22 protein-coding genes and 1 pseudogene are annotated in these 25,030 nt (G+C 72.1%); 13 read left to right on the top strand and 10 right to left on the bottom strand.

Features of this window, described 5'->3' with window-relative positions:
• Positions 1–66: 66 nt before the first annotated feature.
• Positions 67–1,173 carry an N-acetylglucosamine-6-phosphate deacetylase gene (nagA, locus tag QQM39_RS24540; protein ID WP_301999678.1) on the top strand — a complete coding sequence of 369 codons (1,107 nt, stop codon included), beginning with the start codon at positions 67–69 and terminating at the stop codon, positions 1,171–1,173.
• A gap of 114 nt (positions 1,174–1,287) precedes the next feature.
• On the top strand, positions 1,288–2,217 hold the full coding sequence (locus tag QQM39_RS24535; RefSeq protein WP_301999675.1) for a 1-phosphofructokinase family hexose kinase: 930 nt from the start codon (positions 1,288–1,290) through the stop codon (positions 2,215–2,217).
• Here the strand turns inward: QQM39_RS24535 and QQM39_RS24530 are convergent, their stop codons facing one another.
• Positions 2,218–3,180: a CBM35 domain-containing protein gene (locus tag QQM39_RS24530; protein ID WP_301999674.1), complete on the bottom strand. Its 963-nt coding sequence runs from the start codon at positions 3,178–3,180 to the stop codon at positions 2,218–2,220. It abuts the gene before it with no gap.
• Positions 3,181–3,300: 120 nt separating this feature from the next.
• On the bottom strand, positions 3,301–4,956 hold the full coding sequence (gene cdgB / locus QQM39_RS24525) for a diguanylate cyclase CdgB (RefSeq protein ID WP_301999673.1): 1,656 nt from the start codon (positions 4,954–4,956) through the stop codon (positions 3,301–3,303).
• A 468-nt stretch (positions 4,957–5,424) separates the two neighbouring features.
• On the opposite strand from cdgB, the gene QQM39_RS24520 reads away from it, so the two are divergent.
• Both QQM39_RS24520 and QQM39_RS24515 read left to right on the top strand, forming a co-directional pair.
• Positions 5,425–5,916 (top strand): flavin reductase family protein, encoded by a 492-nt coding sequence (locus tag QQM39_RS24520; protein ID WP_302003711.1) that lies wholly within the window; start codon positions 5,425–5,427, stop codon positions 5,914–5,916.
• Positions 5,917–5,982: 66 nt separating this feature from the next.
• Complete coding sequence (locus QQM39_RS24515; protein ID WP_301999672.1) at positions 5,983–6,483, top strand: N-acetyltransferase; 501 nt, start codon at positions 5,983–5,985, stop codon at positions 6,481–6,483.
• 1 nt (position 6,484) lies between these two features.
• On the opposite strand, the gene QQM39_RS24510 is transcribed toward QQM39_RS24515, so the two are convergent.
• Both QQM39_RS24510 and arfB read right to left on the bottom strand, forming a co-directional pair.
• On the bottom strand, positions 6,485–7,408 hold the full coding sequence (locus tag QQM39_RS24510; protein WP_301999671.1) for a sigma-70 family RNA polymerase sigma factor: 924 nt from the start codon (positions 7,406–7,408) through the stop codon (positions 6,485–6,487).
• A 173-nt stretch (positions 7,409–7,581) separates the two neighbouring features.
• Positions 7,582–8,019 carry an alternative ribosome rescue aminoacyl-tRNA hydrolase ArfB gene (gene arfB, locus QQM39_RS24505; RefSeq protein ID WP_301999670.1) on the bottom strand — a complete coding sequence of 146 codons (438 nt, stop codon included), beginning with the start codon at positions 8,017–8,019 and terminating at the stop codon, positions 7,582–7,584.
• 170 nt (positions 8,020–8,189) lie between these two features.
• On the opposite strand from arfB, the gene QQM39_RS24500 reads away from it, so the two are divergent.
• The 3 genes from QQM39_RS24500 (at position 8,190) to QQM39_RS24490 (ending at position 10,358) form a co-directional block, all read left to right on the top strand.
• Positions 8,190–8,765 (top strand): TerD family protein, encoded by a 576-nt coding sequence (locus QQM39_RS24500; RefSeq protein ID WP_030050335.1) that lies wholly within the window; start codon positions 8,190–8,192, stop codon positions 8,763–8,765.
• A gap of 102 nt (positions 8,766–8,867) precedes the next feature.
• Positions 8,868–9,872 carry a bifunctional GNAT family N-acetyltransferase/NUDIX hydrolase gene (locus QQM39_RS24495; RefSeq protein ID WP_301999669.1) on the top strand — a complete coding sequence of 335 codons (1,005 nt, stop codon included), beginning with the start codon at positions 8,868–8,870 and terminating at the stop codon, positions 9,870–9,872.
• 6 nt (positions 9,873–9,878) lie between these two features.
• Complete coding sequence (locus QQM39_RS24490) at positions 9,879–10,358, top strand: hypothetical protein (protein ID WP_301999668.1); 480 nt, start codon at positions 9,879–9,881, stop codon at positions 10,356–10,358.
• 280 nt (positions 10,359–10,638) lie between these two features.
• Here QQM39_RS24490 and QQM39_RS24485 read toward each other — a convergent pair whose 3' ends face one another.
• Positions 10,639–12,024, bottom strand: a complete 1,386-nt coding sequence (locus tag QQM39_RS24485; protein WP_301999667.1) for a M1 family metallopeptidase — start codon at positions 12,022–12,024, stop codon at positions 10,639–10,641.
• A 40-nt stretch (positions 12,025–12,064) separates the two neighbouring features.
• Between QQM39_RS24485 and QQM39_RS24480 the strand changes: the two genes are divergently transcribed.
• Positions 12,065–12,565: a hypothetical protein gene (locus QQM39_RS24480; RefSeq protein ID WP_301999666.1), complete on the top strand. Its 501-nt coding sequence runs from the start codon at positions 12,065–12,067 to the stop codon at positions 12,563–12,565.
• A 329-nt stretch (positions 12,566–12,894) separates the two neighbouring features.
• Here QQM39_RS24480 and QQM39_RS24475 read toward each other — a convergent pair whose 3' ends face one another.
• Both QQM39_RS24475 and QQM39_RS24470 read right to left on the bottom strand, forming a co-directional pair.
• Positions 12,895–13,542: a pentapeptide repeat-containing protein gene (locus tag QQM39_RS24475; protein WP_301999665.1), complete on the bottom strand. Its 648-nt coding sequence runs from the start codon at positions 13,540–13,542 to the stop codon at positions 12,895–12,897.
• A complete protein-coding gene (locus tag QQM39_RS24470) occupies positions 13,539–13,667 on the bottom strand; it encodes a hypothetical protein (protein WP_301999664.1) in 129 nt (42 codons plus the stop codon). The genes QQM39_RS24475 and QQM39_RS24470 overlap by 4 nt, the downstream gene beginning before the upstream one ends.
• A 236-nt stretch (positions 13,668–13,903) precedes the next feature.
• Between QQM39_RS24470 and QQM39_RS24465 the strand changes: the two genes are divergently transcribed.
• Positions 13,904–15,136 carry an FAD-dependent oxidoreductase gene (locus tag QQM39_RS24465; protein ID WP_301999663.1) on the top strand — a complete coding sequence of 411 codons (1,233 nt, stop codon included), beginning with the start codon at positions 13,904–13,906 and terminating at the stop codon, positions 15,134–15,136.
• A gap of 119 nt (positions 15,137–15,255) precedes the next feature.
• Positions 15,256–16,254 carry a zinc-binding dehydrogenase gene (locus QQM39_RS24460; protein WP_301999662.1) on the top strand — a complete coding sequence of 333 codons (999 nt, stop codon included), beginning with the start codon at positions 15,256–15,258 and terminating at the stop codon, positions 16,252–16,254.
• 102 nt (positions 16,255–16,356) lie between these two features.
• On the opposite strand, the gene QQM39_RS24455 is transcribed toward QQM39_RS24460, so the two are convergent.
• The gene (locus QQM39_RS24455; protein WP_301999661.1) at positions 16,357–19,614 is read right to left on the bottom strand and encodes an IPT/TIG domain-containing protein; all 3,258 of its coding nucleotides are present in this window, start codon (positions 19,612–19,614) and stop codon (positions 16,357–16,359) included.
• Positions 19,615–19,700: 86 nt separating this feature from the next.
• Positions 19,701–21,107 carry an FAD-binding oxidoreductase gene (locus tag QQM39_RS24450; protein WP_301999660.1) on the bottom strand — a complete coding sequence of 469 codons (1,407 nt, stop codon included), beginning with the start codon at positions 21,105–21,107 and terminating at the stop codon, positions 19,701–19,703.
• Between the two features lie 53 nt (positions 21,108–21,160).
• On the opposite strand from QQM39_RS24450, the gene QQM39_RS24445 reads away from it, so the two are divergent.
• From QQM39_RS24445 to QQM39_RS24435, 3 genes and pseudogenes are all read left to right on the top strand, one after another.
• A complete protein-coding gene (locus QQM39_RS24445) occupies positions 21,161–22,048 on the top strand; it encodes an aminoglycoside phosphotransferase family protein (RefSeq protein ID WP_301999659.1) in 888 nt (295 codons plus the stop codon).
• A gap of 9 nt (positions 22,049–22,057) precedes the next feature.
• Entirely contained in the window at positions 22,058–22,552 is a 495-nt protein-coding gene (locus QQM39_RS24440; RefSeq protein WP_301999658.1) for a GNAT family N-acetyltransferase, read from the top strand.
• A 60-nt stretch (positions 22,553–22,612) separates the two neighbouring features.
• Positions 22,613–23,778, top strand: a pseudogene (locus QQM39_RS24435) (DUF4037 domain-containing protein).
• Here the strand turns inward: QQM39_RS24435 and QQM39_RS24430 are convergent.
• Positions 23,764–25,008, bottom strand: coding sequence for a wax ester/triacylglycerol synthase domain-containing protein (locus tag QQM39_RS24430; RefSeq protein ID WP_301999657.1), 1,245 nt, complete (start codon positions 25,006–25,008; stop codon positions 23,764–23,766). The pseudogene QQM39_RS24435 and the gene QQM39_RS24430 sit on opposite strands and share 15 nt — an antisense overlap.
• Positions 25,009–25,030 lie beyond the last annotated feature (22 nt).

Raw genomic sequence — 25,030 nt, 5'->3', positions numbered from 1 at the left:
GCCACAGCGAACCCGCAGCCCGCAACAGGCAAAGTGCCCCTGATCCTCTCCGGCGCCAACGTGGTCATGCCCACGGGAACCCTCAAAGACGCCCAAGTGATCGTCGACGGCCCCCGCATCGCCGGCACAGCCCCAGAGAACGCCCACCTGATCGACGTATCCGGCCACTGGCTCCTGCCAGGCTTCGTAGACATCCACAACCACGGCGGCGGCGGAGCCTCGTTCACGTCAGGCACGGCGGACGACGTAGTCACCGGCATCCACACCCACCGCCTCCACGGCACCACCACCCTCGTCGCCTCCACGGTGACCGGCGACATGGACTTCCTGGCCCAGCGAGCCGGGCTCCTCTCCGAACTGGCCGAGCAGGGCGACATCGCCGGCATCCACTTCGAGGGCCCGTTCATCTCCCCGTGCCGCAAGGGCGCGCACTCCGAGGAGCTGCTGCGCGACCCGGACCCGGCGGAGGTCCGCAAGCTGATCGACGCGGCGCGCGGGCACGCCACGATGGTCACCCTCGCCACCGAGCTGCCGGGCGGCCTCGACTCCGTACGCCTCCTCGCCGAACACGGCGTCATCGCGGCGATCGGGCACACGGACGCGACGTACGAGCAGACGGTGGAGGCGATCGAGGCGGGCGCGACGGTCGCCACGCACCTGTTCAACGCGATGCCGCCGCTCGGCCACCGGGAGCCGGGCCCGATCGCGGCCCTGCTGGAGGACGAGCGGGTGACCGTCGAGCTGATCAACGACGGTACGCACCTGCACCCGGCGGCCCTGCAGCTGGCGTTCCGTCACGCGGGCGCGGACCGGGTCGCGTTCATCACGGACGCGATGGACGCGGCGGGCTTCGGCGACGGCCGCTACATGCTCGGCCCGCTGGAGGTGGAGGTGGCCGACGGGGTGGCACGCCTCGTCGAAGGCGGCTCGATCGCGGGGTCCACCCTGACCCTCGACCGCGCCTTCAAGCGGGCGGTGACCATCGACCGGCTGCCCGTCGAGGACGCGGTGGCGGCCCTGTCCGCCAACCCCGCCAAGCTGCTCGGCCGCTACGACCGCATCGGCTCCCTGGAGCCCGGCAAGGACGCCGACCTGGTGCTGCTGGACGCCGGCTTCGACCTCAAGGGCGTGATGCGCCGGGGCGAATGGGTGGTTGAACCCCAACTGGGTTGATGTGTCCTGCTGTTGAGGGCGGCGGTTGTCCTGGGAGACTGGGACGGCCGCCGCCCGTTTGGCATGATCGGGCTTCTTCGCATTTCTGAACTTCTTCGGGGGAGGTCGGCCCAGGTGATCCTCACGGTCACGCTGAACACCGCTCTCGACATCACCTATCGCGTACGGGCGCTGCGGCCCCACGCGTCCCACCGGGTCTCCGAGGTGACCGAGCGCCCCGGCGGGAAGGGCCTGAACGTGGCCCGCGTCCTCGCGGCCCTGGGCCATGAGGTGACGGTCACCGGCTTCGCGGGCGGCGCGACGGGCCGCGTCGTACAGGAGCGGCTCACGGCCACGCCGGGCGTGGTGGACGCCCTGGTCCCGGTGACCGGCGCGACCCGGCGCACGATCGCCGTGGTCGACGAGCGGACCGGCGACACCACCCAGCTCAACGAACCCGGCCCGACGATCTCCCCCGCCGAGTGGTCCGCCTTCCAGGAGGCGTACGAGGATCTCGTCCCGTCGGCCTCGGCGGTGGCCCTGTGCGGCAGCCTGCCGCCGGGCGTGCCGGTGGGGGCGTACGCCGGTCTGGTACGGGCCGCACGCGCGGCGGAGGTTCCGGTGCTGCTGGACACCAGCGGCGAGGCACTGCGCCGGGGCGTCGCCGCCCGCCCGGACATCATCAAGCCCAACGCCGACGAGCTGGCCGAACTCACCGGCTCCCACGAGCCGTTGCGCGCCACACAGGACGCCCGCAGGCGCGGCGCCCGAGCGGTGGTGGCCTCCCTCGGCGGGGCGGGCCTCCTGGCCCTGACCCCCGAGGGCCGCTGGCGAGCCACCCCGCCGGCCCGCCTCCGCGGCAACCCGACGGGCGCGGGCGACGCGACGGTCGCGGGCCTGTTGTCGGGGCTGGTGGAGCGGCTGCCGTGGCCGGACCGCCTGGCCCGCGCGTCGGCACTCAGCGCGGCGAGCGTGCTGGCGCCGGTGGCGGGGGAGTTCGAGCGGGGGGCGTACGAGGAGTTGCTGGGACGGGTGGCGGTGACCGGGGAGGTCACCGCCGCGTGATCAGGAGCTGGACTTGACCCAGCCCTTCACCAGCCACATCTGGTCGAGCAGGGCGTCGCACTGGTTGCCCTGCTCACAGGAGACCTTGATCGTGTTCGTGCCCTCGTTGAGCTGGACGTAGTTGTAGGTCTGCGTCCAGCCCTTCTCGTAGTCGCCCTCGCCGGCGTTCGCCCAGTTCTTCAGGTCGACCGGCGTGTTGGAGGCCGTACCGTTGACCGTGAGCGTGGCGTTCTGGTCCTTGCCCGGGACGCTGTAGCCGACGTACACGGTGTACTTCCCCTTCTTGGGGATGCCGTTGACCGTCCAGGTGACCGAGGAGCCGACCTGGTTGAAGCCGGTCACGTAGACACCGCCGTCCGCCTTGGCGCCCTTGACGTCGGACGCGGTGGCAACAGTGCCGCCGAGGGCCAGGGCCTTGGCGTCGATGGTCGGCAGGTCCTCTTCGGCCGCCTGGCTGTTGCTGTTCGACGGGCTCGGTGCGGTGCTCTGCTGGGACTGCGTCGGCGTCGAGCCGGCCTCGTTGCCCTTGTCGTCCTGGTCGCCGTCGCCGCCCAGCATCGCCACGCCGATGCCGATGACGACCGCCGCGACCACCGCGATCGCGCCGATCAGCAGGCCCTTGGTGTTGGGGCCCCCGCCGCGACCGGAGCCGCTGCCGCCGCTGTACGCAGGCTGCTGCTGGGCCGTCGGCGCCCCGCCGGGGTGCGTCTCCGGCGCCGCGTAGTGCGCGTTCGGCTGGCCGTACGCGCCCTGCTGTTGCGGTATCTGGCCGTAGGGCGCCGTCGGCTGCTGCTGGCCGTACTGGCGCTGGCCGACCGCTCGCACCCGGTTGACCGAGCCCGGGTAGCCGTAGCCCCCGCCACCGGAGGGCGGCTGGGCGCCGTTGGCCTGCCCGTCGGCGTAGAGGTAGCCGAACGGGTCGTCGTCCTCGGGCGTAGTGGCGCCGTTGTTGCCGGACGTCATCCCTTGGTACTCCTCACCAGGTGCGGGCGGATGCGATGCGTGGGGTCAGAATGGCGAGCCTACCCGCTCCTGCTGACCCAAACGGGTGACTCGGATCGCATCAGCTCGCTGACCTGGGAGTTACCCAGCGCGTCTGTGCTGTTTGGGACGAGATCGTTTCTCTACGTACATCCGCTCGTCAGCGGACTTCAACACTTCGTCCGCAGTCATCCCGCAGTGTGCCCACCCGATGCCGAAGCTGGCACCGACGCGGACCGCACGCCCCTCCGCCCGGATGGGCTGGATGATCTCGTTGCGCAGGCGTACGGCGAGGTCCTGGGCGTCGGCCCGGCCGAGGCCGTCGGCGAGGATCACGAACTCGTCACCGCCGAGCCGGGCGACGGTGTCGCCGTCGCGGACCCCGCGCGTCAGCCGCCGGGCCACCTCGATGAGAACCGCGTCACCCGCGTTGTGCCCGAACCGGTCGTTGATCGACTTGAAGCCGTCGAGGTCGCAGAAGAGGACCGCGAGCCCCTTGGCACCGTCGTCACGCCCGCCCTCGGCCGGGGCGACGGTGTGCTCGTGATGGTCGTAGGCGTCGTACACCGCCGCGCCGGGGAAGTCGAAGCCGTGGCCGTTGGCGTCGTAGACGGCGGGGTGGCCGTAGGCCGCGTCCGTGGACTGCAGGGCACCCGCGTGGGTGGGGCGCTCGCACAGGCGCGCGGAGAGGCGGGAGCGCAGCTCGGCGGAGTTCGGCAGGCCGGTGAGGGAGTCGTGGGAGGCGCGGTGGGCGAGCTGGAGCTCGCGGCGCTTGCGCTCCTCGATGTCCTCGACGTGGGTGAGCAGGAAGCGGGGGCCGTCGGCGGCGTCGGCGACGACGGAGTTGCGCAGCGAGACCCAGACGTAGGTGCCGTCGCGGCGGCCGAGGCGCAGCTCCGCGCGGCCGCCCTCCGCCGACGTACGCAGCAGGGTGCCGATGTCCTCGGGGTGGACGAGGTCGGAGAAGGAGTAGCGGCGCATCGCGGAGGCGGGGCGGCCGAGGAGGCGGCAGAGCGCGTCGTTGGTCCGGAGGATCCGCCCGTGCTGGTCGCCGCCCATCTCGGCGATGGCCATGCCGGAGGGGGCGTACTCGAAGGCCTGGCGGAAGCTTTCCTCGCTCGCCCGAAGGGCCTGCTGCTCGCGCTCCAGCCGGACCAGTGCCCGCTGCATATTCGCGCGTAGACGTGCGTTGCTGATGGCGATGGCGGCCTGGAACGCGTACATCTGGAGCGCCTCGCGCCCCCATGCGCCCGGCAGCCGGCCGTTGCGCGGCCGGTCCACGGACAGGACCCCGATCAGCTCACCGCACCCGGCGCCCTGCGCGCCCAGCGTGTACATCGGCGCGAAGAGCCGGTCCGAGGGGTGCCACTCGTCCTCGAAGCGGGGTGCGGGGCCGTCAGTGTACCACTGCGGTACGTCGTCGTCGTCGAGTATCCAGCCCTCGGTGTGCGGGATGAAGACCAGGTCGCCCCACCGCTCGCCCATGGCCAGCCGGCGGTCCCAGGACTCGCGGGAGCCGACGCGGCCGGTGATGAGGGCCTCGGCGGCGGGGTTGCCGGAGAACGCGGCGACGACGAGATCGCCGTCGGGACGCACGAGGTTGACGCACGCCAGCTCGTAGCCGAGGCCGACGACGACGCCGTCGGCAACGGTCTGCAGCGTGTCCGCCAGGCTGCGGGCGGTGTTCATGTCCGCCATGACCTGGTGCACTTGGCGCAAGGTCGCAAGACGGACGTACGGCTCCGACTCGGTCTCCATGCTCGCCCTCCCCCCGAGACCTCGCAGCGAATCAAGGGTGCTCTTCGGCGCTTCTCAGTCGATGCTTCTCAATCGATCGTGCCCTTGCAGCTTCCCCGCCACTGAATCACAGCGCGCTCCCCACTCGGTACACAGGGTCAACAATTAATGCCCCTTGTGACTCAAGTCACAGGGAAACGTGAACAATTGAGCGGCGTTTCTGCGTTTTTCCTGTGTGTTTACTGAACGCGAACTCTGTATGCCTGTGAGATGTCGCCAAACGGTTCTGAACAGGCGCGTCGGCCTCCGCCCGTAGTCCTAGGTCCGTTCTCGGGCGCAGGGCCGATGTGGCGTGTGCGGGGCCGACATTAGCGTTTTCGGCGTGCCGAACACTTCTCCCCCGCGCCGCCCGTGACCGCCGTCCTCCCCGCCGCCCGGAGCGCTTGCGGGCATGCTGAGGGAGTGAGCAACGACGAGTTCCGTGCCGCCATGGCGCGGCTGGCCGCGGGTGTGGTCCTGGTGACCGCGCTGGAGCCGCCGCTGGACCCGGACGACCCGCACGCGCCGGTCGGCGAGGACGTCGGCATGACGGCGACGGCTTTCATGTCGGTCTCCCTGGACCCGCCGTTGGTGCTGGTCAGCCTGCGTGAGGGCTCCCGTATGGACGACCTGCTCGCCGAGCAGCCCCTGTGGGCGGTCTCGGTCCTCGCCGAGAGCCAGCGCCACATCGCCGGCCGCTTCGCCATGAAGGGCCGCGTCAGCGACCGGCTGCTGTTCGCCGACATTCCGTACATCCGCGGCACGGAGACCGGCGCCCCCTTGGTGGGCGGCGCCCTGGCCACCCTGGAGTGCCGCACCGAGCAACGGGTGACGGCCGGCGACCACACTCTGGTGATCGGCCGCGTCCTGTCGGCCTCGCTGCCGAGTTCGGACGGAGGGCCGCTGACGTATTTCCGGGGCCGCTACCGGCAGTTGGGGTGAACTCCGCGGCCGGGGGCGGGAACAATTCCATGGCCGCCGACCGATCACCCGCCATAGCGTGCCGGGATGACATCGCCCACTTCAGCGCCCCGGCTCGAAAAGATCACACCCGGAAACTTCGAGGCCGCCACCGGCATAAGCGTCCGCCCCGACCAGGAACACGCGGTCTCCCCCGTCATGCAGTCCCTCGCCGAGGCATACGTCCACCCCGTCGGCGTCGCCTGGCCACGCCTGATCGTCGACGGCGACCGTCCCGTCGGGTTCCTGATGGCGTTCCTCGACATCGACTGGCGCGGCGACGGCACCGTCTTCCGTTCCGGACTGTGGCGGCTGAACATCGCCGCGCGGGAACAGGGCCGGGGATACGGACGGTTCGCGGTCGAGTCCGTGGCCGCGGAGATCCGCCGCAGGGGCGGCAAGCACCTCTACGTCACCTGGCACCCCGGCCCCGACGGTCCGGAGGGCTTCTACCTCGGGCTGGGCTTCCGCACCACCGGGGAGACGTCCGGGGGCCAGACGGTGGGCGTGCTGGAGCTGGACCAGATCCTCGACCAGGGCCTCGACTAGATCAGCGCCACTGGATCAGCGCCACGTCGAGCCGGGACACCCGCTCGGCGTCCGTCACGATGTCGATCGCGGCGATCCGATCCCGTACGAACGCAAACTTGAAGGCCCGTTCCACCCGCCCCTCGGCAAGCACCACGAACCCCAGCACGCCGTCGACCAGCGCGGGCCGCCCGACACCGGCGAGGGGCCCGAACGTCGCCGCGCCCCGCGCCACCGCCGCCGCGCCCGTGGCCACCCCGACCTCGGTGCGGGCGACGACGTCCGGGTCCAGGATGTCGAGCAGCCCCTCGAAGTCACCGTCCCGCGCGGCGGCGAGGAAGGCGTCCACGACCTGCCGCTGCCTGGCGCGGTCGCTCTCGGGCACCTGCGCCCCCCGCACCCGGCGCCGAGCGCGGCTGGCGAGCTGCCGGGCGGCGGCCGGCGTACGGTCCACGACGGCCGCGACCTCCTCGTACGACACCCCGAACAGGTCGTGCAGCACGAACGCCAGCCGCTCGGCAGGTGTCAGGGCGTCCAGTACGACGAGCAGGGCCACGCCCACCGAGTCGGCGAGGAGCGCGTCCTGCTCGGGGTCGGTCGCGGAGGCGGGTGTGAAGGCGGACGCGAAGGCGGCGGGTGTGACCGGATCGGCGGAGGCGGCGGAAGCGGGTGCCGTGGTGTCCAGGGGCTGCTCCGCGCGGGACTTGCGGGAGCGCAGCATGTCCAGGCAGACCCGGCCGACGACGGTCGTGAGCCAGCCGCCGAGGTTGTCGACACGGGTGGTGTCGGAGCGGCTCACCCGGAACCACGCCTCCTGCACCGCGTCCTCGGCCTCGGCGGCCGAGCCGAGCATGCGGTGGGCCACGGCGCGCAGGCGGGCGCGGTGCGCCTCGAAGCGCTGGGCAAGGAAGTCGGTGTCGTCGGTGTCACCGGCACCGGCACTCATCTGTCGCAGCCTCTCGTCGCGGTCCGTCCTCACTGGCATGACGGATCGCGCGCCGGGGATGTGACAGACGCGGTACGGGTGTGCGACGGGGCCGTGTGTGGCTCTACGCGGATGTGCGGGCGGGACGCGGAGATGTCGGCCGGGGAGATGTCGGCCAGGGGGAGCGGGAGCCCTTACCCCCAGTCCCGCCCGGACCGTCCCCGCTTGGTGTCCGAGCGCTGCTTCTTCTGCCTCAGCCGCCGCTCGTTGATCCCTCGGGGAATCCGGGTCGGCTTGCGCGGCTTCGGCGGCGGGGCCGTCGCCTCGGCGAGGAGGGCGGCGAGGCGTACGGCGGCGGTCTCGCGGTTGCGCCACTGGGAGCGGTGCTCGGAGGCGCGGACGGTGACGACGCCGTCGACGAGGCGGGACGCCAGCCGCTGCAGTGCCCGCTCCTTCCACACCTCGGGCAGCGCCTCGGTCCTCGCCAGGTCGAACCGCAGCTCGACCTGCGAGTCACTGGTGTTGACGTGCTGGCCGCCCGGGCCGCTCGACCGCGAGAAACGCCACATGAGCTCGGCCTCGGGAAGCGAGACGGAGCCGCGGACGACGTAGGGACCAGACATGCCGTCCATGTTCCCTGTCCTGTCCGGTCCACGTCACGCGAATATCGCCGCGTGCGGCCTACGAGTGCTCTTTGGCAAAGAAAGTAAAGACACCTGGAACTTGAGGTACCCCTCTCCGCGTTCATAGGGGTAGCTGTAGCTTCTAGCCGTACCGCAACGAGGGAAGGGACTCCCAAACAATGGCTGTAAGCCTGTCCAAGGGTGGCAACGTCTCGCTCACCAAGGAGGCTCCGGGCCTGACCGCCGTCACCGTGGGCCTCGGCTGGGACGTCCGCACCACCACCGGCACGGACTTCGACCTCGACGCCTCCGCGATCGCGGTCAACCCCACGGGCAAGGTCTACTCGGACGCCCACTTCGTCTTCTTCAACAACAAGCAGACCCCGGACAGCACCATCGTCCACACCGGTGACAACCGCACGGGTGAGGGCGCGGGCGACGACGAGGCGATCAACGTCAACCTGGCCGGTCTCCCGGCCGACGTCGACAAGATCGTCTTCCCGGTCTCGATCTACGACGCGGAGAACCGCTCGCAGAACTTCGGCCAGGTCCGCAACGCCTACATCCGCATCGTCAACCAGGCCGGCGGCGCCGAGATCGCCCGCTACGACCTCTCCGAGGACGCGGCCACCGAGACCGCCATGGTCTTCGGCGAGCTCTACCGCAACGGCGCCGAGTGGAAGTTCCGCGCGGTCGGCCAGGGCTACGCCTCTGGCCTGGTGGGCATCGCGCAGGACTTCGGCGTGAACGTCTGACGGACGCCGCGCTGAGCCGGAGCCCCTTGCCGCGGTACGCCGTGGCCGGGGGCTCCCCGCATCGGGGGGCTTGGTGCTCGGGCCGTTGGATAGGTTGCCCGAATGATCCTCGACCCCCTCCCCCTCACCCCCGGCCACGACATACCGGGCCCGCTCCTCACCGAACTCACCGCGCTCTACGCCTCCAACCGCGACTTCCACGCGCTCAGCGGTGACTTCCCGGACCCGGACGACATCCGCCCGGAGCAGGTGGCGGCCGCGCTGGCCGAGGAGGTGCGGGTCCCCGGGGCAGAGGTGCTGCTCGCGCGACGGGGGTCCCCCCGCCCGGGGGAAGCCGAGAGTGGGGGAGCCGGACAACTGGCCGGGATCGTGATCACGCTGGCCCGCCACCCGGACCCGTCCGACCCGGACCCCTGGATCGGACTCCTGATGGTGGACGCGGGCGCGCGACGCCAGGGGTACGGACGCCGGTTGGCCTCCCTCGTCGAGGACCGCTTCCGCGCGGCGGACCGCACCGCCGTACGCCTGGCCGTCCTCGACAACACCCCCGACGCCCTCGCCTTCTGGACGGCCCTCGGCTACGAGACCATCGCCTACGGGAGAGACCGCCAACTCGACCGGCCCTGCACGGTTCTGCGCAAACCGCTGCCCAGTCCCCCACGCACCCCACGCCGAGCCGCCCGCGTAGCCGTACTCGACCCGGAGGGCTCGGTCCTCCTCTTCCGGTACGACAACGTCGAGGTCGGCGTGCACTGGGCCCTGCCCGGCGGCGGCCTGGAGGCGGACGAGACACCCCGCGAGGGCGCCCTGCGCGAACTGCGCGAGGAGACCGGCTGGACGGACCTGGAACCGGGCCCCCTGCTGTGCACCTGGGAGCACGACTTCACGCACGCGTCCGTCCCCGTCCGCCAACACGAGCACATCTACGTCACCCAGGGCCCCCACCGCGACCCGACCGGCCCCCAACTCCCCGCAGCCCACGCAGCCGACGGCATCCTCAGCTGGCGCTGGTGGACCCGGGAGGAACTGGCGGCCGCACCGGAGCCGGTGTGGCCACCGGATCTGGCACGGCTGCTGGACGAGTGGGACGCGGGCAAGGAGGCCTGAACCGGCATGGACTGGACGACCCTGGCCGGCACCGCCCTGGGCGCCCTCGTCGGCGTCGGCTCGACGCTGCTCGCGGACCGGGCGCGCTGGCGCCGCGATCTGTCCGACCGGACCCGGCAGGAACGCGAACAGATCCATGTGACCGTCCTGACGAAGTACCAGCTGGCCTATGAGGGCATGCACGCGGCGGCCGTCACCGGTCGCGACCGGGCGGAGGGGGCCCGAGAGACGGCCGCGGCGGTACGGGAGGCGTTCCGGGCGTCGGGCTGCGACGAGGCCCGTGAGACCGCCCTGATCTGCGCCCCGCAGGAGATGTCGGACGTACTCGAGAAGGTCTACGCGACCCTGTGGGATCTCCAGGACGCGTTCGCCGCCGGTGATCCGCCGCTCGACTCCCCGGAGTCGCAGGAACGACGGCGCCGGCACGCCGAGGCGATATGGGCGGCGCGTGCGGCGATGCGACGGGATCTGGCGCGGGCGGCCTGACGGGCTGGCTGGGTGGCGGGACGGTCGGCATGACCGGGTGGCGGGACGGTCGGCATGACCGGGTGGCGGGACGGTCGGCATGACCGGGTGGCGGGACGGTCGGCATGACCGGGTGGCGGGACGGTCGGCATGACCGGGTGGCGGGGTGGCCGCCGGCCTGAAGGATTGAGGGGCAGCCGGCCCGACCGGGCGGCGGGACAGCCGGCCCGACCGGGCGGCGGGGCAGCCGGCCTGACCGGGCGGCGGGCGGTCGGCCTGAAGGCTTGCGGGGCGGGCGCCGTCAGGGCTGGTCGGGTTTTCCGTCGCCGTACAGCCAGTCCTCCCAGATGGGGGCGAAGTCCTCGTCCGGTGCCTTCTCCTCCACGTACGCCGTGAAGTCGTCGGTGTCCGCGTTGCCGTGCCGGTGGTCGGCCGCCCAGCCCTGGACGATGTCGTAGAAGGTGTCGTCGCCGACGGTCTGGCGGATCTTGTGCAGGACCATCGCGCCGCGCTCGTAGACGGGGTCGCCGGAGATGTGCGCGGCGCTCGTGGGCTTGGCGGGCGGGAAGTCCCAGAGGTCCTCGAAGTCGTCCTCGCCGTGGTCGTACCGGGCGTCGAAGATGTCCTGCGCGCTGTCGCCGCCGTCGTCCTCCTGCCACAGCCACTCCGCGTACGTCGCGAAGCTCTCGTTGAGCCACATGTCCCGCCAGCTCTTCGGTGTCACGGAGTTGCCGAACCACTGGTGGGCGAGTTCGTGGACGACCAGTTCGATGCCGGGGGCGCCGGGGAAGAGGGGCCGGTTCTGGGTCTCCAGGGCGTAGTCGGCGGCGTCCGCGTCGGCGACGATCGCGCCGGTGGAGGAGAAGGGGTACGGGCCGAAGTTCTCCTCCGCCCAGTCCATGATCTCGGGGAGCCGGGCGAGCACCTCGCGGCTGCCGTCGGCCTGCCCCGGCTCCACGGCGACGTACACGGGCAGGCCGCTGTCGGTGGTGGAGCGGCTGATCTTGTAGTCGCCGATGGCGAGCGTGGTGACGTAGCTCGCCATGGGTTCGGAGGCGTGCCAACGGAACGTCGTTCGACCGCCGCTGGTCGTCCGTTTCACCAACTCCCCGTTGGAGACGGCCTCCAGGCCCTCCGGCACGGTCACGTCGATGTCGTACGACGCCTTGTCGGACGGGTGGTGATTGCCGGGGAACCACGCCATGGAGCCCGTCGGCTCCCCGAGGGCGAGCGCGCCGTCGGCGGTGGGGAGCCAGCCCTCCTCGGAGCCGTCGGGGTCGGTGACGGTCTCGGGGGTGCCGGAGTAGCGGACGGTGAGCTGGAAGGTCTCGCCCTTGTCGAGCTCGTCGTGCGGACGGACGACGAGTTCCTGGCCGTTTCGGCTCCAGCGAGCGCGTTCGCCCTCCACGCCGACCCGCTCGACGTCCAGGCCCTTCAGATCGAGGTCGAAGGCGGAGAGGTCCTGGGTGGCCCGTGCGGTGATCTCCGCCGTGCCGGTGAGGTGGCGGTCGTCGGGGTCGTAGGCGAGGTCGAGGGCGTAGTGGGTGACGTCGTAGCCGCCGTTGCCGGCCTTGGGGAAGTACGGGTCGCGCACGCCGGAACCGCCGGGGGTGCCCTGGACGCCGCACGCGGTGAGGACGAGCAGGGCGGAGGTGACGGTCAGGGCAAGGGGCGCGAAACGGGACACGCCAGTGATCCTATGAGTTCGGCGTGACACCATCCCCTACGTGCTCGACATCGGCTACGCCCTCTCCAACCGTTTCCCGGATCCCCCGCAGACGGACTACCGCCGCGCGGACGTCCGCGCCCTGCGTCACGACCTGTTCTGCGGCGACGTCTACCTCGCCGACACCAAGGCGGACCGGGAGTTGTCCACAGCCTGGGGATGGGTGCCGGTGCTCGACTTCGCCTGGGCCCTGTGCGACATCGTCGAGCAGCTGGACCAGGACCCGGCCGGCTCCCGCGCCTCCCGTCCGCAACACGCGGAACTGGACTTCACCGAGTCCACGGACCGCATGCTCTTCGAGCGCCGCTTCGGCTGGGTGGACATCGAGTCGGACTGGATGCCGGCGGAGGAGCCCCCGCTCACCTTCTCGCACACCGAGCTGCGCCGCGAGGCCCGCGACTTCCTGCACGACCTGATCGCCGACCTCATCGACCTGCACGACGACCTGGCCGAGAACCCGGCCATCTGGACACTCCAGGCGCGGTTTCCGCGGGTGGGGTGAGCCGGGTGGGGTGAGCCGGGTGGGGTGACCCGGGTGGGGTGACCCGGGTGGGGTGACCCGGGTGGGGTGACCCGGGTGGGGTGACCCGGGTGGGGTGACCCGGGTGGGGTGACCCGGGTGGGGTGAGCCGGGTGGGGTGAGGGGGCCGGGCCGGTGTCGGCACCGGGCGGTTCCGCAGCGGCTGAGCCGGCCGGTGGTGCGCGAGGCGATACGCGACAACGCCGGCCTTCCAGTCCGCGATCAGGTCGTGAAGGCCGACGTCTTACGGGCTGTCCACAGCATTGGCCAACGCCGCCCCTCAGCCCCACCGACCTTCCGCAGACCCACCTCTAACCCTCCACCCGGATCCCCAACTGCGCCGCCAACACAGGTGCCAGATCCAGGAGTTGGCCCGGACTGATCACCGCCCCGGCCAGCCGGTCCACCCCCCGCGCGATGTCCAGCTCCGCCGTCCTGCGCAGATCCACCTCCGCCAGCGTCACCCCGGTGAGGTCCGCCCCCTTCACCGCGCAGTCCACGAACTCCACCCGCTCGAGGCGGGCGCCCCCGAAGTCCGGCTCGACCAGGACGCAGCCCTCGAAGACGACGTCCTTGAGCTTGGCCTTGCGCATGTTCAGGTAGTCGATCTTGCCGCCCCTGATCAGCACCCGCTCCAGCACGGCGCCGTGCAGCTGCACCCCGCCCAGGCGGGCGTCCACCAGCTCCACATCACGCAGGGTCGACTCGGCGAGATCGGTACCGACGCCCCGCGGTGCCGTGAGCACCGAGTCGAGGATCCGGGCGTGGTGCAGTCTCGTCTCGTCCAGGGCGCAGCCCCGCAGCGCGCAGTCCAGGAAGCGGGCGCCGCCGCCGTCCTGTCCGCCGAGGTCCTCCTCCCGGAACTCCAGGCCGTCGTAGTCCCCGTCCGGCTCCAACGCCCCGTCCCGGTACGGCTCCAGCGGCGGCAACCGCACCTCGGGCCGCCGCGCACCCTTCACGCCACCGCCACCGCCACCGCCACCGCCACCGCCACCGCTACCGGCACCCCTGCCCGCACCACCGCCCCTCCCCCGGCTGCCTCCCCTGCCCGCGCTGCCGCCCCTACCGGCACCGCCACCCTCACCCATCGCTCTCCTCGCCATGCCCCCATGCTGCACCCCACCACTGACAATCCCCCTGACCTGCGCCGACACCCCGCCACCCCCGCGCCGGCACAGCACCACCCCCGCCCCGCCGCCCCGCCAACACCCCCGCCAGCACCCCCACCGCCACCCCGATGTCACATTCCGAGTCCCCCGGACCGTCCTACTCACAGAGAAGGGACGAAAGGCGACCCCGACCACAAGGGAGACCCCAGCCATGCACCGCATCACCGTCATCGGCGGCGGCTTCGCCGGACTCACCGCGGCCATCACCGCCGCCGAGGCGGGCGCCAAGGTCACCGTGTACGAGGCCCACCACACCCTCGGCGGGCGGGCACGGACCGCCGAGGGGCCGTACCGGACGAACGAAGGCCCGCACGCCCTGTACAACGGCGGCCCGCACTGGGCCTGGCTCAAGCAGCGCGACCTGATCGGGCCGCTCGCGCCGCTCCCGCCCCTGGAGGCCGCCCGGCTGCGGCTGCGGCACCGCGGTGTCCTGCGCCGCACCCCGCCCTTCGCCATGCTCAAGCTGCTGCGGCGCGGCCTGCCGCAGGCGCCCGTCGACGTCGACTTCATGACCTGGGCCACGGACATCGCCGGCGAGGAGGGCGCCCGTGCCGCCGCCCACTACTCCGCCGTCGCCCTGTTCCACCACGACCCCGGCGCCCTGTCCGCCGCGTTCGTGCAGGAGCGGCTGCGCCGGGCCACCAAGCTGCCGCCGGAGGCGCACTATCCGCGGGGCGGATGGGCGACCATGATCGACCGGATGGCGGCCCGGGCCTGGAATCTCGGGGTGCGGATGGAGACCCTCTCCCGAATCGACAGCCTCGACGACCTCGATGACCGCGATGACCGCGATGACCGCGATGACCGCGATGACCGCGATGACCGCGACAGTCTGACGACCGGCACGCCCGTCATCGTCGCCACCTCCCTCGACGCCGCCCGCCGCCTCCTCAAGGACGACTCCCTGACGTGGACCAGCGGCCGTACGGCACTCATCGACCTCGCCGTGCGGACCCGGCGCGGGGACGCCTTCGCCGTCTCCGACCTCGACGAGACCGGTTGGCTGGAGCGGTTCACCGCGCAGGACCGGTCCCTGGCGCCGGCCGGTGAACAGCTGATCCAGGGCCAGATCCCCCTCGCCCCGCACGAGTCCAGGGCCGCCGGCATCGCCCGTGCCGAGCAGCTTCTCGACCTCGGCTTCCCCGGCTGGCGCGAACGCGTCACCTGGCGCCGGGAGTCCGTGGCGAACGGCCGTACCGGCGCCGTCGACCTGCCCGGCACCAGCTGGCGCGACCGCCCGGCCGTCGATCGCGGCAACGGGGTCTATCTGGCGGGCGATCAGGTCGCCGCCCCCGGCGTGCTGTCCGAGGTGTCCTTCAACAGCGCGCTCACGGCCGTGTCCCTGGCCCTCGGCCGGCACGCCCTTGACCTCAAGCAGGCTTGAGGTCGGAGCATCGATCACGGCATCCATCAGCCGCCCCCCGGCGACGGGGTGGATGCCTGACCACTTCCCAGCACATGGCCCAGCTCACCAGCACAGGGCCCAACCCATGGGGGGACCCGATGCACGCCATCCGCCTGCACGCCTTCGGCCCGGCCGAGAACCTCACCTACGAGCAGGTCGACGCCCCCGCCCCGGGCCCCGGCCAGGTCCGGATCGCCGTGGAAGCAGCCGGTGTCCACCTCCTCGACACGGCCCTGCGCCAGGGCATCCAGGGCCCGGCACCGCAGCCGCCCACGCTGCCCACGATTCCCGGCCGCGAGGTCGCCGGCGTCGTCGAGGCCCTCGGCGAGGGCGTCGCGGGGCTCTGGCTCGGCAAGCGCGTCGTCGCCCACCTGGGCTTCGCACCAGGCGGCTACGCCGAGCTGGCCGTCGCCGACGTGGACCGCGTCCACGAGGTCCCGGCGAACCTCGACTTCGCCGAGGCCGTCGCCATGATCGGCACGGGCCGTACGACGATGGGGGTCCTGCAGTTCGCCGAGCTCGGCCCGGACGCGGTCGCCGTGATCCCGGCGGCCGCCGGCGGCATCGGCACCCTGCTCGTGCAGTACGCCAGGAACGCCGGCTCCGTCGTCATCGGCCTCGCGGGAGGCCCCGAGAAGGTCGCCCGCGTGCGGGAGAACGGCGCCGACCTCGCCGTCGACTACACGGACCCGGCATGGCCCGAGAAGGTCCGTGCCTTCCTGGGCGGGCGACCGGCCACCGTCGTCTTCGACGGCGTCGGAGGCGACGTCGCCCGCGAGTGCGTCGCCCTGCTCGGGCCGGGCGGCCGGCACCTCGTCTTCGGCTGGGCCGGTGCAGGGCAGCACGACGGCAGGCCTTACTTCGTCGACGGCGTGTCCGAGCAGGTCCTCGGCCCCGTGATGATGCGGAAGACCGGAGGCCCCAACCCCGTACGCACCCTCGAACTGCGCGCCCTCACCGAAGCCGCCACGGGCCGCCTCATCCCGGCCGTCCAGCGCTTCCCGCTCGCCGAGGCGGCGGCCGCCCATCGCGCCCTCGAAACCCGCGGAACCACCGGAAAGGTGGTGCTGGAACCGTCGCCTCGTGAGATGGCGTGACTTTCACGCCACGGCCTCCACCAACGGGGGAAGGGGCCCCGCCGAACCGCGGAGCCCCTCCCCCACCCCTGCGCGAGGGCCGGCCGGCCCTCGCGGCGACGATCAGCCGGCGACCGCCTTCGTCGCCTTGCTCAGCGCCGACCCGTCCTTGTGACCCGTACGGTGCGCGATCACCTTCACGGTGATCTTCTTGCCCTTCTGCGCCGACTTCAGCACCAGCGACGACTTGGTCGCCCCGCTGATCGCCCTGCCGTTCGCGTACCACTGGTACGCGAACGACGTCGCCGCCGGAGACCAGGTCCCCTTGGACGTCTTCAGCGTCCTGCCGACCTTCACCGTCCCGCTGATCACCGGCAGCTTGGTCGCCTTGGGCGCGTCCCCCTTGGCCACGGTCACCGCCGCCGAGGTCGCCGACCCGCTCACCCAGCCCGACTTGACCGCGGTCACGGTCACGGTGAGCTTCTTGCCGACCATCGCGGCGGGGACGCTGTACGTCGACGCCGTCGCCCCGCTGATCGCCGTCCCGTTCGCCTTCCACTGGTACGTGTACGACGACGGGGTCGCCGACCAGCTCCCGGTCGTGGCCGTGACCTTGGCACCCGTCTTGGCGGTGCCGGTCACCTTGGGGGCCACCGTGTTCTCCAGCTCGGGCTGGGGGGTCACGGTGAAGGTGCCGCGCGGGAACTCCCAGCCGCGCGTGAGCACGCTGATGTTCCAGGTGCCGATGGCCGCGCCGGTCAGATCGAGGGTCGCGGTCACCGTCCGGTTGTCCGCGGAGACCGAGTCGGCCGCCGCCGTGATCGTCTTCCCGGCCTGGCTGATCCGGACGGTGACGTCCGGGCCGAGCGCGGTCCCGGTGACCGTGAGCCTCACCTTGCCGCCTGCGGCCCCGGTGTCGGGGCTGACCGCGGTGACGGCCGTCTCCTCGGTGCCGCACGGCGCGGACGTGCAGGTCAGCTTGGCGCTGTAGGCCGTCGTGGACGCCTTCTCGGGCAGGCCCAGCAGGAACAGCGTCGGCGTGCTCTGCTGGGACGAGCCGAGCGCGTCGCAGTCGTAGCCCTCCGGGATGTAGTGCGTGCAGCCGTTGGCCCAGGTCGACGTGTTGTACAGCACCGGCACCGCCGTGCTGGTGGCGCCGGCCGTGTCCTTGATGTCGGTCTCGAAGCGGTCGAACCCGGCGGTCGGCAGCGCCGCGCACACCGCGGTGTGCGACTCGTCCAGCGTGCCGGTGATCGGCCCGTACCCGTACGCCACCGACGGCACCTTGACGCACTCCGGCGCGGGCCCGTCGGCGGTCGCGACGCGCAGGGCGTCCAGGCGGTACTCGGGCGCGGCCTTGAGGTTGGCCGGGGTCTGCACGAGGACCTGGTGGGTGGTGGACCCGGTGACCGCGCAAGAGGTGTTGCGGAAGGAGCACTCCACGCGGCCGTCCCCGGCGACGACCGCGGAGTTGGCGGTGCCGAGGGCGTCCCGCACGTTGACGTGCACGATGTCGGTGTCCGCGGCGGTGGTCACCTGCCGGCAGTCGAGGGTGCCGGGGTCGCCGTACGCGCTCTTCACGGAGGGTCCGCCGACCTTGGCGGCCGCGGTCTTCACGCAGCCCGCCGAGGAGGCGCTCGCGGTGACGTCCCGCCGGGTCAGGGTGTAGGTGGCGGCCTCGTCGCGGCCGGTCACCAGCACGGTATGGGCCTTGCCCGGGGTCAGGGAGCAGATCGTCCAGCCGTTGGTGGTGGCGTAGCGCTCGCAGACCCGCTTGCCGTCGGAGTCCAGCACCGAGAACTCCGCGGAGGCGGTCCCGGCGGTGGCGATCAGCTGGAAGATCTCGGCGTCCGTGTGCGCGTCCGCCGGGATGCCCAGGCAGTGCGAGAAGACGCCGTCGCCGGTGGTCAGCGTGGCCTTCTTGCCGTCCGCTGCGAAACTTCCGGCGGGCAGGACGGGGCAGCCCTGCGCGACGTCGGTGCGGTGGAAGGCCACCGCGTAGGCGCCGGTCGCCGTGTCCCCGTCGTCGTCGGTGTGCACCAGCGCCCGGTAGGGGGCCTCGCCGGTGAGCGCGCAGTCGCCGCCCTTCAGCTTGTCCTCGTCGCACTGCGGGGTGCCGGCCCGGTCCAGGACCTCCACCTCGGGGGTGAGCCCGGCCGAGGAGAGCGAGGTGAGCGCGGCGATCCGGGCGCCTTGCGGGGCGTCCAGCGCCAGGCAGTCGTACTGACCGACCGCGCTCAGCTCGCCCTTGTGCAGGCCCGTCCCGGCCGCCACGCATCCGGCGTCGGAGGCACGGTCGAGGACGACCAGCCCGGCGCGCGTGTCACGGAAGGGATACGTGCCGTCGTCGAGCACAGCGGTGTAGGTGCCCGGCGTCTTGATCCGGCACGGGTCGGCCCCGTACCGGCACACGCTCAGCCCGGCCGCGTCGTACACCCGGGCCACCCCGACCTGCCGGTCCTCGCTCACGGAGTGCACGGTGTACGGGCCCGCCGCACCGGCGGTGAAGGTGAAGCACGGGTTGGTGGTGAGGTCCTGCCGCTCCAGCGGGCCGTACGCGCGGACCGGGGCGGTGGTGCAGCCCTGCGGGTCGCTGAGCCGGCGCGCCTTCACCGCGTACTCGGCGGGGAAGCCGTTCTCCGCGCGCGAGACCGTGGAGATCACCCGGTAGGGGCCGTCGCCGGGCAGCACACAGCTGTCCTCGTCGTTCGCCGGGAACTGCTCGCAGATCCGCTTGCCGGTCGCGTCGGTGATCCAGGCGAGGGAGTCGCCGTACGCCTTCGTGCCGTAGGTCAGCCGGACCCGGTCGCCGCGCGCGCCCTCGAAGGGCTGGCAGTCGACCTCCACTCGGCTCACGGTCGTCCGGGTGACGTCCGGCTGGTCCCAGTCGGTGCCGACGGGGTCCGCGCAGCCCTGGGTCGAGCCGAGCGGCACGAAGGTGACGGAGCCGGCCTTGTCCTGCCAGTCGTTGTTGAGCACCTTCAGCGTGTAGGTGCCGGCCGCGGGCACCGCGCACATGCCGTGCGTGGCGTACCCGTCGCCGTAGCAGTCCACCTCGCTGCCGTCGGCGGCGAGCAGCTGCCTGGTCATGGTGTTGCTGCTGTCGTCCAGCGCCGGTGCCAGATACAGGCCCGGCGTCTCGACGGTGACGGTGTAGCAGACGCTCGAGTCGGGTGCGACGGTCGCCTTGCCGACGGCGTCCCCCGGATCACCGAAGGACGCGAGCGCGAGCGGCGCGCACTCCTCGTCCGCGGCGACGGCGGGGCTCGCCCCGGTCAGGGCCAGAGTCGAGGCGAACAGCGAGACGACGGCGGCGAACACGGCCGGAATCACGGCCCGCCGCCTGCGTCTCGCACGCGGACAGAAGTCGTCGTCGGACATGGAATCCCCCCTGGATCACTGGTCGTCGAGGCGATAGTCGCACAGGGGTCCGACAACGCCCTCATGAGATTCCAGGGACGAAAGTTTCAGTGCCGCCCGGCCACCCGGTCGGCGATCCGCGCCAGCCGCGCCGACTCGGCGCTGTGGGTGAGGTGCTCCCGCCGGTCCGCGGCCCGGTACGTGGCGTACAGCCCGTGCACCCCGAGCCACCGCAGCGGCTCCGGCTCCCACTTGCGCACCTTGTGGCCGACCCACGGCAGCTCGGTCAGCTCGGTGCGCCCGCCCTGGCCCGAGTCCTGCTGCACCAGGTCCCGCAGCGTCCGGGCCGCCAGGTTGGCGGTGGCGACGCCGGAACCGACGTAACCACCCGCCCAGCCGAGCCCCGTCGACCGGTCCAGGGTGACCGTCGCGCACCAGTCGCGCGGCACGCCCAGCACCCCCGACCAGGCGTGCCCGATCCGGACCGGGGCCAGCTGTGGGAAGAACCGCACGAGGATCTCCCGCAGCGCCTCGACCGTCGCCTCCTGCGTGCGCCCGTCGTTGTCGGTCCGCGACCCGAAGCGGTACGGCACCCCGCGCCCGCCCAGCGCGATCCGCCCATCGGCGGTGCGCTGCGCGTACATGTAGGCGTGCGCCATGTCGCCCAGCGTCTCGCGCCCGCCCCAGCCCACCGACTCCCACTGCTCCTCGGTCAGCGGCTCGGTGGCGATCATCGAGGAGTTCATGGGCAGCCAGGTCCGCTGCTGCCCCTTCAGGGCGGCGGTGAACCCCTCGGTGCAGCGCAGGACATAGGGCGCGCGGACGGTGCCGTAAGGCGTGACGGCGTGCTTGGGCCGGATCTCCGTCACCGGCGTCAGCTCGTGGATCGTGACCCCGAGCGCCGCCACGGCCGCCGCGAGGCCCTTCACCAGCTTCACCGGGTGCACCCGCGCCCCGTGCGGCGTCCAGCTCGAACCGACCGCGTCCGCGACCTTGACGCGCTCGGCGGTCTCGCGGGCGCCGAACAGCTCGCGGTCCTTCTCGCCGTACGACAGCTCGTGCTCGTGGAAGGCCTTCAGCCGAGCCAACTGGGCGGGAGTGCGGGCTACTTCGAGGACACCGCCCTTGTGGACATCGGCGTCGATGCCCTCTTCCCCGGCGGCCCGTACGACCTCGTCGACGGTGTCGTTCATGGCCCGCTGCAGCCGTACGGCGGCCTCGTGGCCGTGCAGTTTCGCGTACCGGTCGCGCCCCGCGATGCCGTTGTACAGCCAGCCGCCGTTGCGCCCCGAGGCTCCGTACCCGCAGAACTTCTGCTCCAGGACGGTGATACGGAGGAAGGGGACCGCCTTCTTCAGGTAGTACGCGGTCCACAGTCCCGTGTACCCACCGCCCACGATCACCACGTCCGCGGAGGCGTCCCCCGCGAGCGGCTCACGCACCTCAGGGAGGCCGTCGTCCGCGTACCAGAAGGAGATGCCGCCGTTCACGGCACCACTCACCGAGCTGCTCATGCGAGGACGTTAATTCGAGTGAGCCGATTCCCCCACCCCGGTACGGTCACAAGGTGATCGACATTCCGCAGGAGCTCGCCGCATCACAGCAGGAGTACAACGGGGAGGCGGGCCGCGCCTTCATCGCCGGACTCCCGGACCTGACGGCCGACTTCCTCGACCACTGGGAGCTGACGCTCGACGGACGGCCGATGCACGGAGTCGCCGCCCTGGTCCTGCCCGTCCTCCGGCGCGACGGCACCCCGGCCGTCCTGAAGCTGCAACTCCTCGACGAGGAGAGCGAGGGCGAGCCGGTCGCCCTGCGCGTGTGGGACGGCGACGGGGCGGTGCGACTCCTCGACCACGACGAGCCCACCGGCACCATGCTCCTCGAACGCCTCGACTCGTCCCGCATGCTCGCGCACCACCCCGACCCGCACGAGTCCGTCCTGGTCATCGCCGGCCTGCTGGCCCACCTCACGTCCTTCCCCGCCCCCACCGGCCTGCGCCGCCTCGGCGACATCGCGCAGGACATGCTGGAGCAGGCGCCGTGGGCCCTGGAGCACATCCCGGACCCGCAGGCCCGCCGTATCGTCGCCGACTGCGCCGCCGCCGTACGGGAAGTCGTCGACGAGCCCGGCGACCGCCTCCTGCACTGGGACCTGCACGACGAGAACGTCCTCGCCTGCGTGCGCGCCCCCTGGCTCGCCATCGACCCCAAGCCCCTCGCCGGTGACCCCGGCTTCGAGCTGTGGCCCGCCCTCGACAACCGCTTCGACGCCGACGACGTCCGCTGGCGCTTCGACGCCATGACCGACGTACTCGGCCTGGGCCGGGCACGCGCGCGTGCATGGACGTACGGCCGACTCCTGCAGAACTGCCTCTGGGACATCGAGGACGGCCGCCCGCTTCAGGAGCGCCAACTGGAAATCGCCAGGCGCCTGAGGAACCACCCCGGCTAGCCTCACCCCATGATTCGCCCCGCCACCCCCGCCGACATCCCCGCCCTGCACACCCTGATCCGCGAACTCGCCGAGTACGAAAAGGCCCCGCACGAGGCGAAGGCCACCCCCGAACAGCTCCACGACGCCCTCTTCGGCGACCGCCCGGCCGCCTACGCGCACATCGCGGCCGACGACACGACCGGCGAGACCGTCGGCTGCGCGATCTGGTTCCTCAACTTCTCCACCTGGCGCGGCGTCCACGGCATCTACCTGGAGGACCTCTACGTCCGCCCCACCGCCCGCGGCGCCGGCCACGGCAAGGCCCTGCTCGCCGAACTGGCCCGGCTGTGCGTGGAGCGCGGCTACCAGCGCCTGGAGTGGTCCGTACTGAACTGGAACACCCCGTCCATCGCCTTCTACGAGGCCCTCGGCGCCCGCCCCCAGGACGAGTGGACGGTCTACCGCCTGACGGACGAGGCGCTCGCCGAACTGGGCACCGCACCGGAGCGCGGGACGGTGTGAACGTCCTGCGCATGACACACCACCGAATGGGCACGGCACCCTGGCATGAGCCCCACGCATATGCACCGCACGAACACCCCCGGCCCTGAGCCCGACTTCATCCCCGGCCTCGAACTCGCCCGCCGCTTCTACACCGACGCCGTACGCCCGTTGCTGGAGGAGGCCGCCCCCAAAATCCCCCACTCCGCCGCCCGCATGGGCAGCGGCTCCGAGGTCCTCGGCTACGACACCCCGCGCTCCGCCGACCATGAATGGGGCCCGCGCCTACAGGTCTTCCTCCGCCGCCACGACGTGTCCCGCCACGCCGCCCGCATCAGACACGTACTCGCCGAACGCCTCCCGAAGACGTTCCTCGGCCACCCGACGAACTTCGCCCCGACCGGCGAGAGTCGCGACATCCGCGTCATGCGGCTCACCGACGGCCCCGTCCACCACCGCGTCGAAGTCACCGGCACCTCCACCTGGTTCACCGACACCCTCGGCTTCGACCCGGCGCAGGGCATCACCCCGGCCGACTGGCTGGCCACCCCCACCCAGCTCCTCGCCGAGGTCACCGCGGGCGCCGTCTTCCACGACGGCCTGCACACCCTCACCCCCTTACGCCGCGCGCTGCGCTGGTATCCGCACGACGTCTGGCTGTACGTCCTGGCCTGCCAGTGGCAGCGCATCGCGCAGGAGGAGGCCTTCGTGGGCCGCTCGGGCGAGGTCGGCGACGAACTGGGCTCCGCCGTCACCGCCGCCCGCCTGGTCCGCGACCTGATGCGGCTCTGCCTCCTGATGGACCGCCGTTACCCGCCGTACGGCAAGTGGCTGGGCTGGGGGTGCCCCCACGCCCTTAAGGCAGTGGGGGAGCCTTCGCCCGCACCCGCGTCGGCCCCCGCCTGACCCCCGACCTCACGGCCGCGCTCGCCGCCACCGACTGGCACACCCGCGAACAGCACCTCGCCCACGCGTACGACATCGTCGCGCACCTGCACAACGAGCTCGCCCTGACCGACCGCGTCGACCCCACCACGCGCCCGTACCACTCCCGCCCCTTCCAGGTCCTGCGCGCCGACCGCTTCACCGAGGCCCTCACCGCCCGCATCACCGACCCGGTACTGCGCGATCTGCCGCTCGTCGGCGCGGTGGACCAGTTCCTCGACAGCACCGACGTCCTGTCCCGCCCCGAACTGACCAGGACCGCGAGCCAGGACATGCGAAAGCCCGGGTCAGAACGGATCTGACGCCGCGACCGCCTTCAGTTCCCGCTCCACGGCCTCCCCGATCGTCCCGGCGTCACCCCCACGCAGATGGCTGACGACGGTGAGGGTGTAGGCGTCGGCGGTGTGGACGAGGCAGAGGTTCGCCGTGCCCGGCGGGGAGAGCTGCGGCAGGGGGACGATGCGCGCCAGCGGACGACCGTGCAAGTGGCTGGGGTTGTCCCGCCACTTGAAAGCGGTGCACAGACTCGTGGTCAGCTCGGGACGCGCCAGGCGCTTGGCCATCACCCCGGCCAGCCACGGCACGGTACGGGCGATGGCCACCAACGGGGGAAGGATCGCGCGGTGGGCGTCACAGCGTCCGTCGAACGCCACGACCTCGTCCTGGCACGCCCGCAGACGCGCCACCGGGGATTCGAGGTCGACGGGCAGCGCCATGCGCAGCGCGGTGACGCCGTTGCCGAGGTGATGGGCGTTGTCGCGGGTCCGCAGGTCGACCGGCACCGTGGCGTAGAACGGCGTCGGTCCCTTCGGCCAGGACCGCAGGGGCCCGTGACAGGCGCGCAGGGCACCGGCGTACGTGCTCAGCAGCAGCTCGTTGAGTGTCGATCCGCGCCCGTCGACCGGCTGCCGGCGGGCCGTGCGCATGACCTGCGGGTCGAGCTCGACCACGGCCACCGACGGCCGCGGTTCGCCAAGGGGAGCCGGCGGAAGGGGCTGGCCCAGGACCGCGATGCGGCGCAACTCCCCGCACACGGCGGCGGGACCGACGGCAGGGCGCTGCCGCCCCCTGGCCAGCGGGTGTGCCGCGCCCTGTCCGAGTGGCCCCGGCGGTACGGCGTCGTCCATCAGCAGCCGGAAGAGGGTCTCCAGGGACCTGCCGTCCAGCAACGCGTGATGGGCGAGCAGCACGATGGCCTGCCGCGTGACCAGCAGCCGCCACAGGGGCCGTTCGGCCGGCAGCCGGTGACTGACACCGTCGGTGAGCAGGGACTCCAGGTCCTGGTCCGTGGCGGTGATGTGCGCGGCGGGATCGAACGGCCGGGCGGCCGACCACCGGTGGCCCGACAGCGCCGCCGGCCCGGAGGGGGGCTGGAGGACCAGGCTCATCCGGTCCAGTCCGCCCCACCGGTCACGTACCCGGGACCGTACCTGTGCCAGGTCGAACGGCCCTCCGGGAAACACCGCCGCGATGCCGATCGTCCCCGGCATTCCGTTGCGGAGGTGCCCTTCCTCGATGGCCGTCAGCCTCATGTCCCAGCCTCTCGTTCCCAAG

The organism is Streptomyces sp. DT2A-34, from assembly GCF_030499515.1.
Lineage (GTDB): Bacteria > Actinomycetota > Actinomycetes > Streptomycetales > Streptomycetaceae > Streptomyces.
The sequence above is the reverse complement of the archived record's forward strand: the minus strand, read 5'-3'. Positions and strand labels throughout refer to the sequence as shown.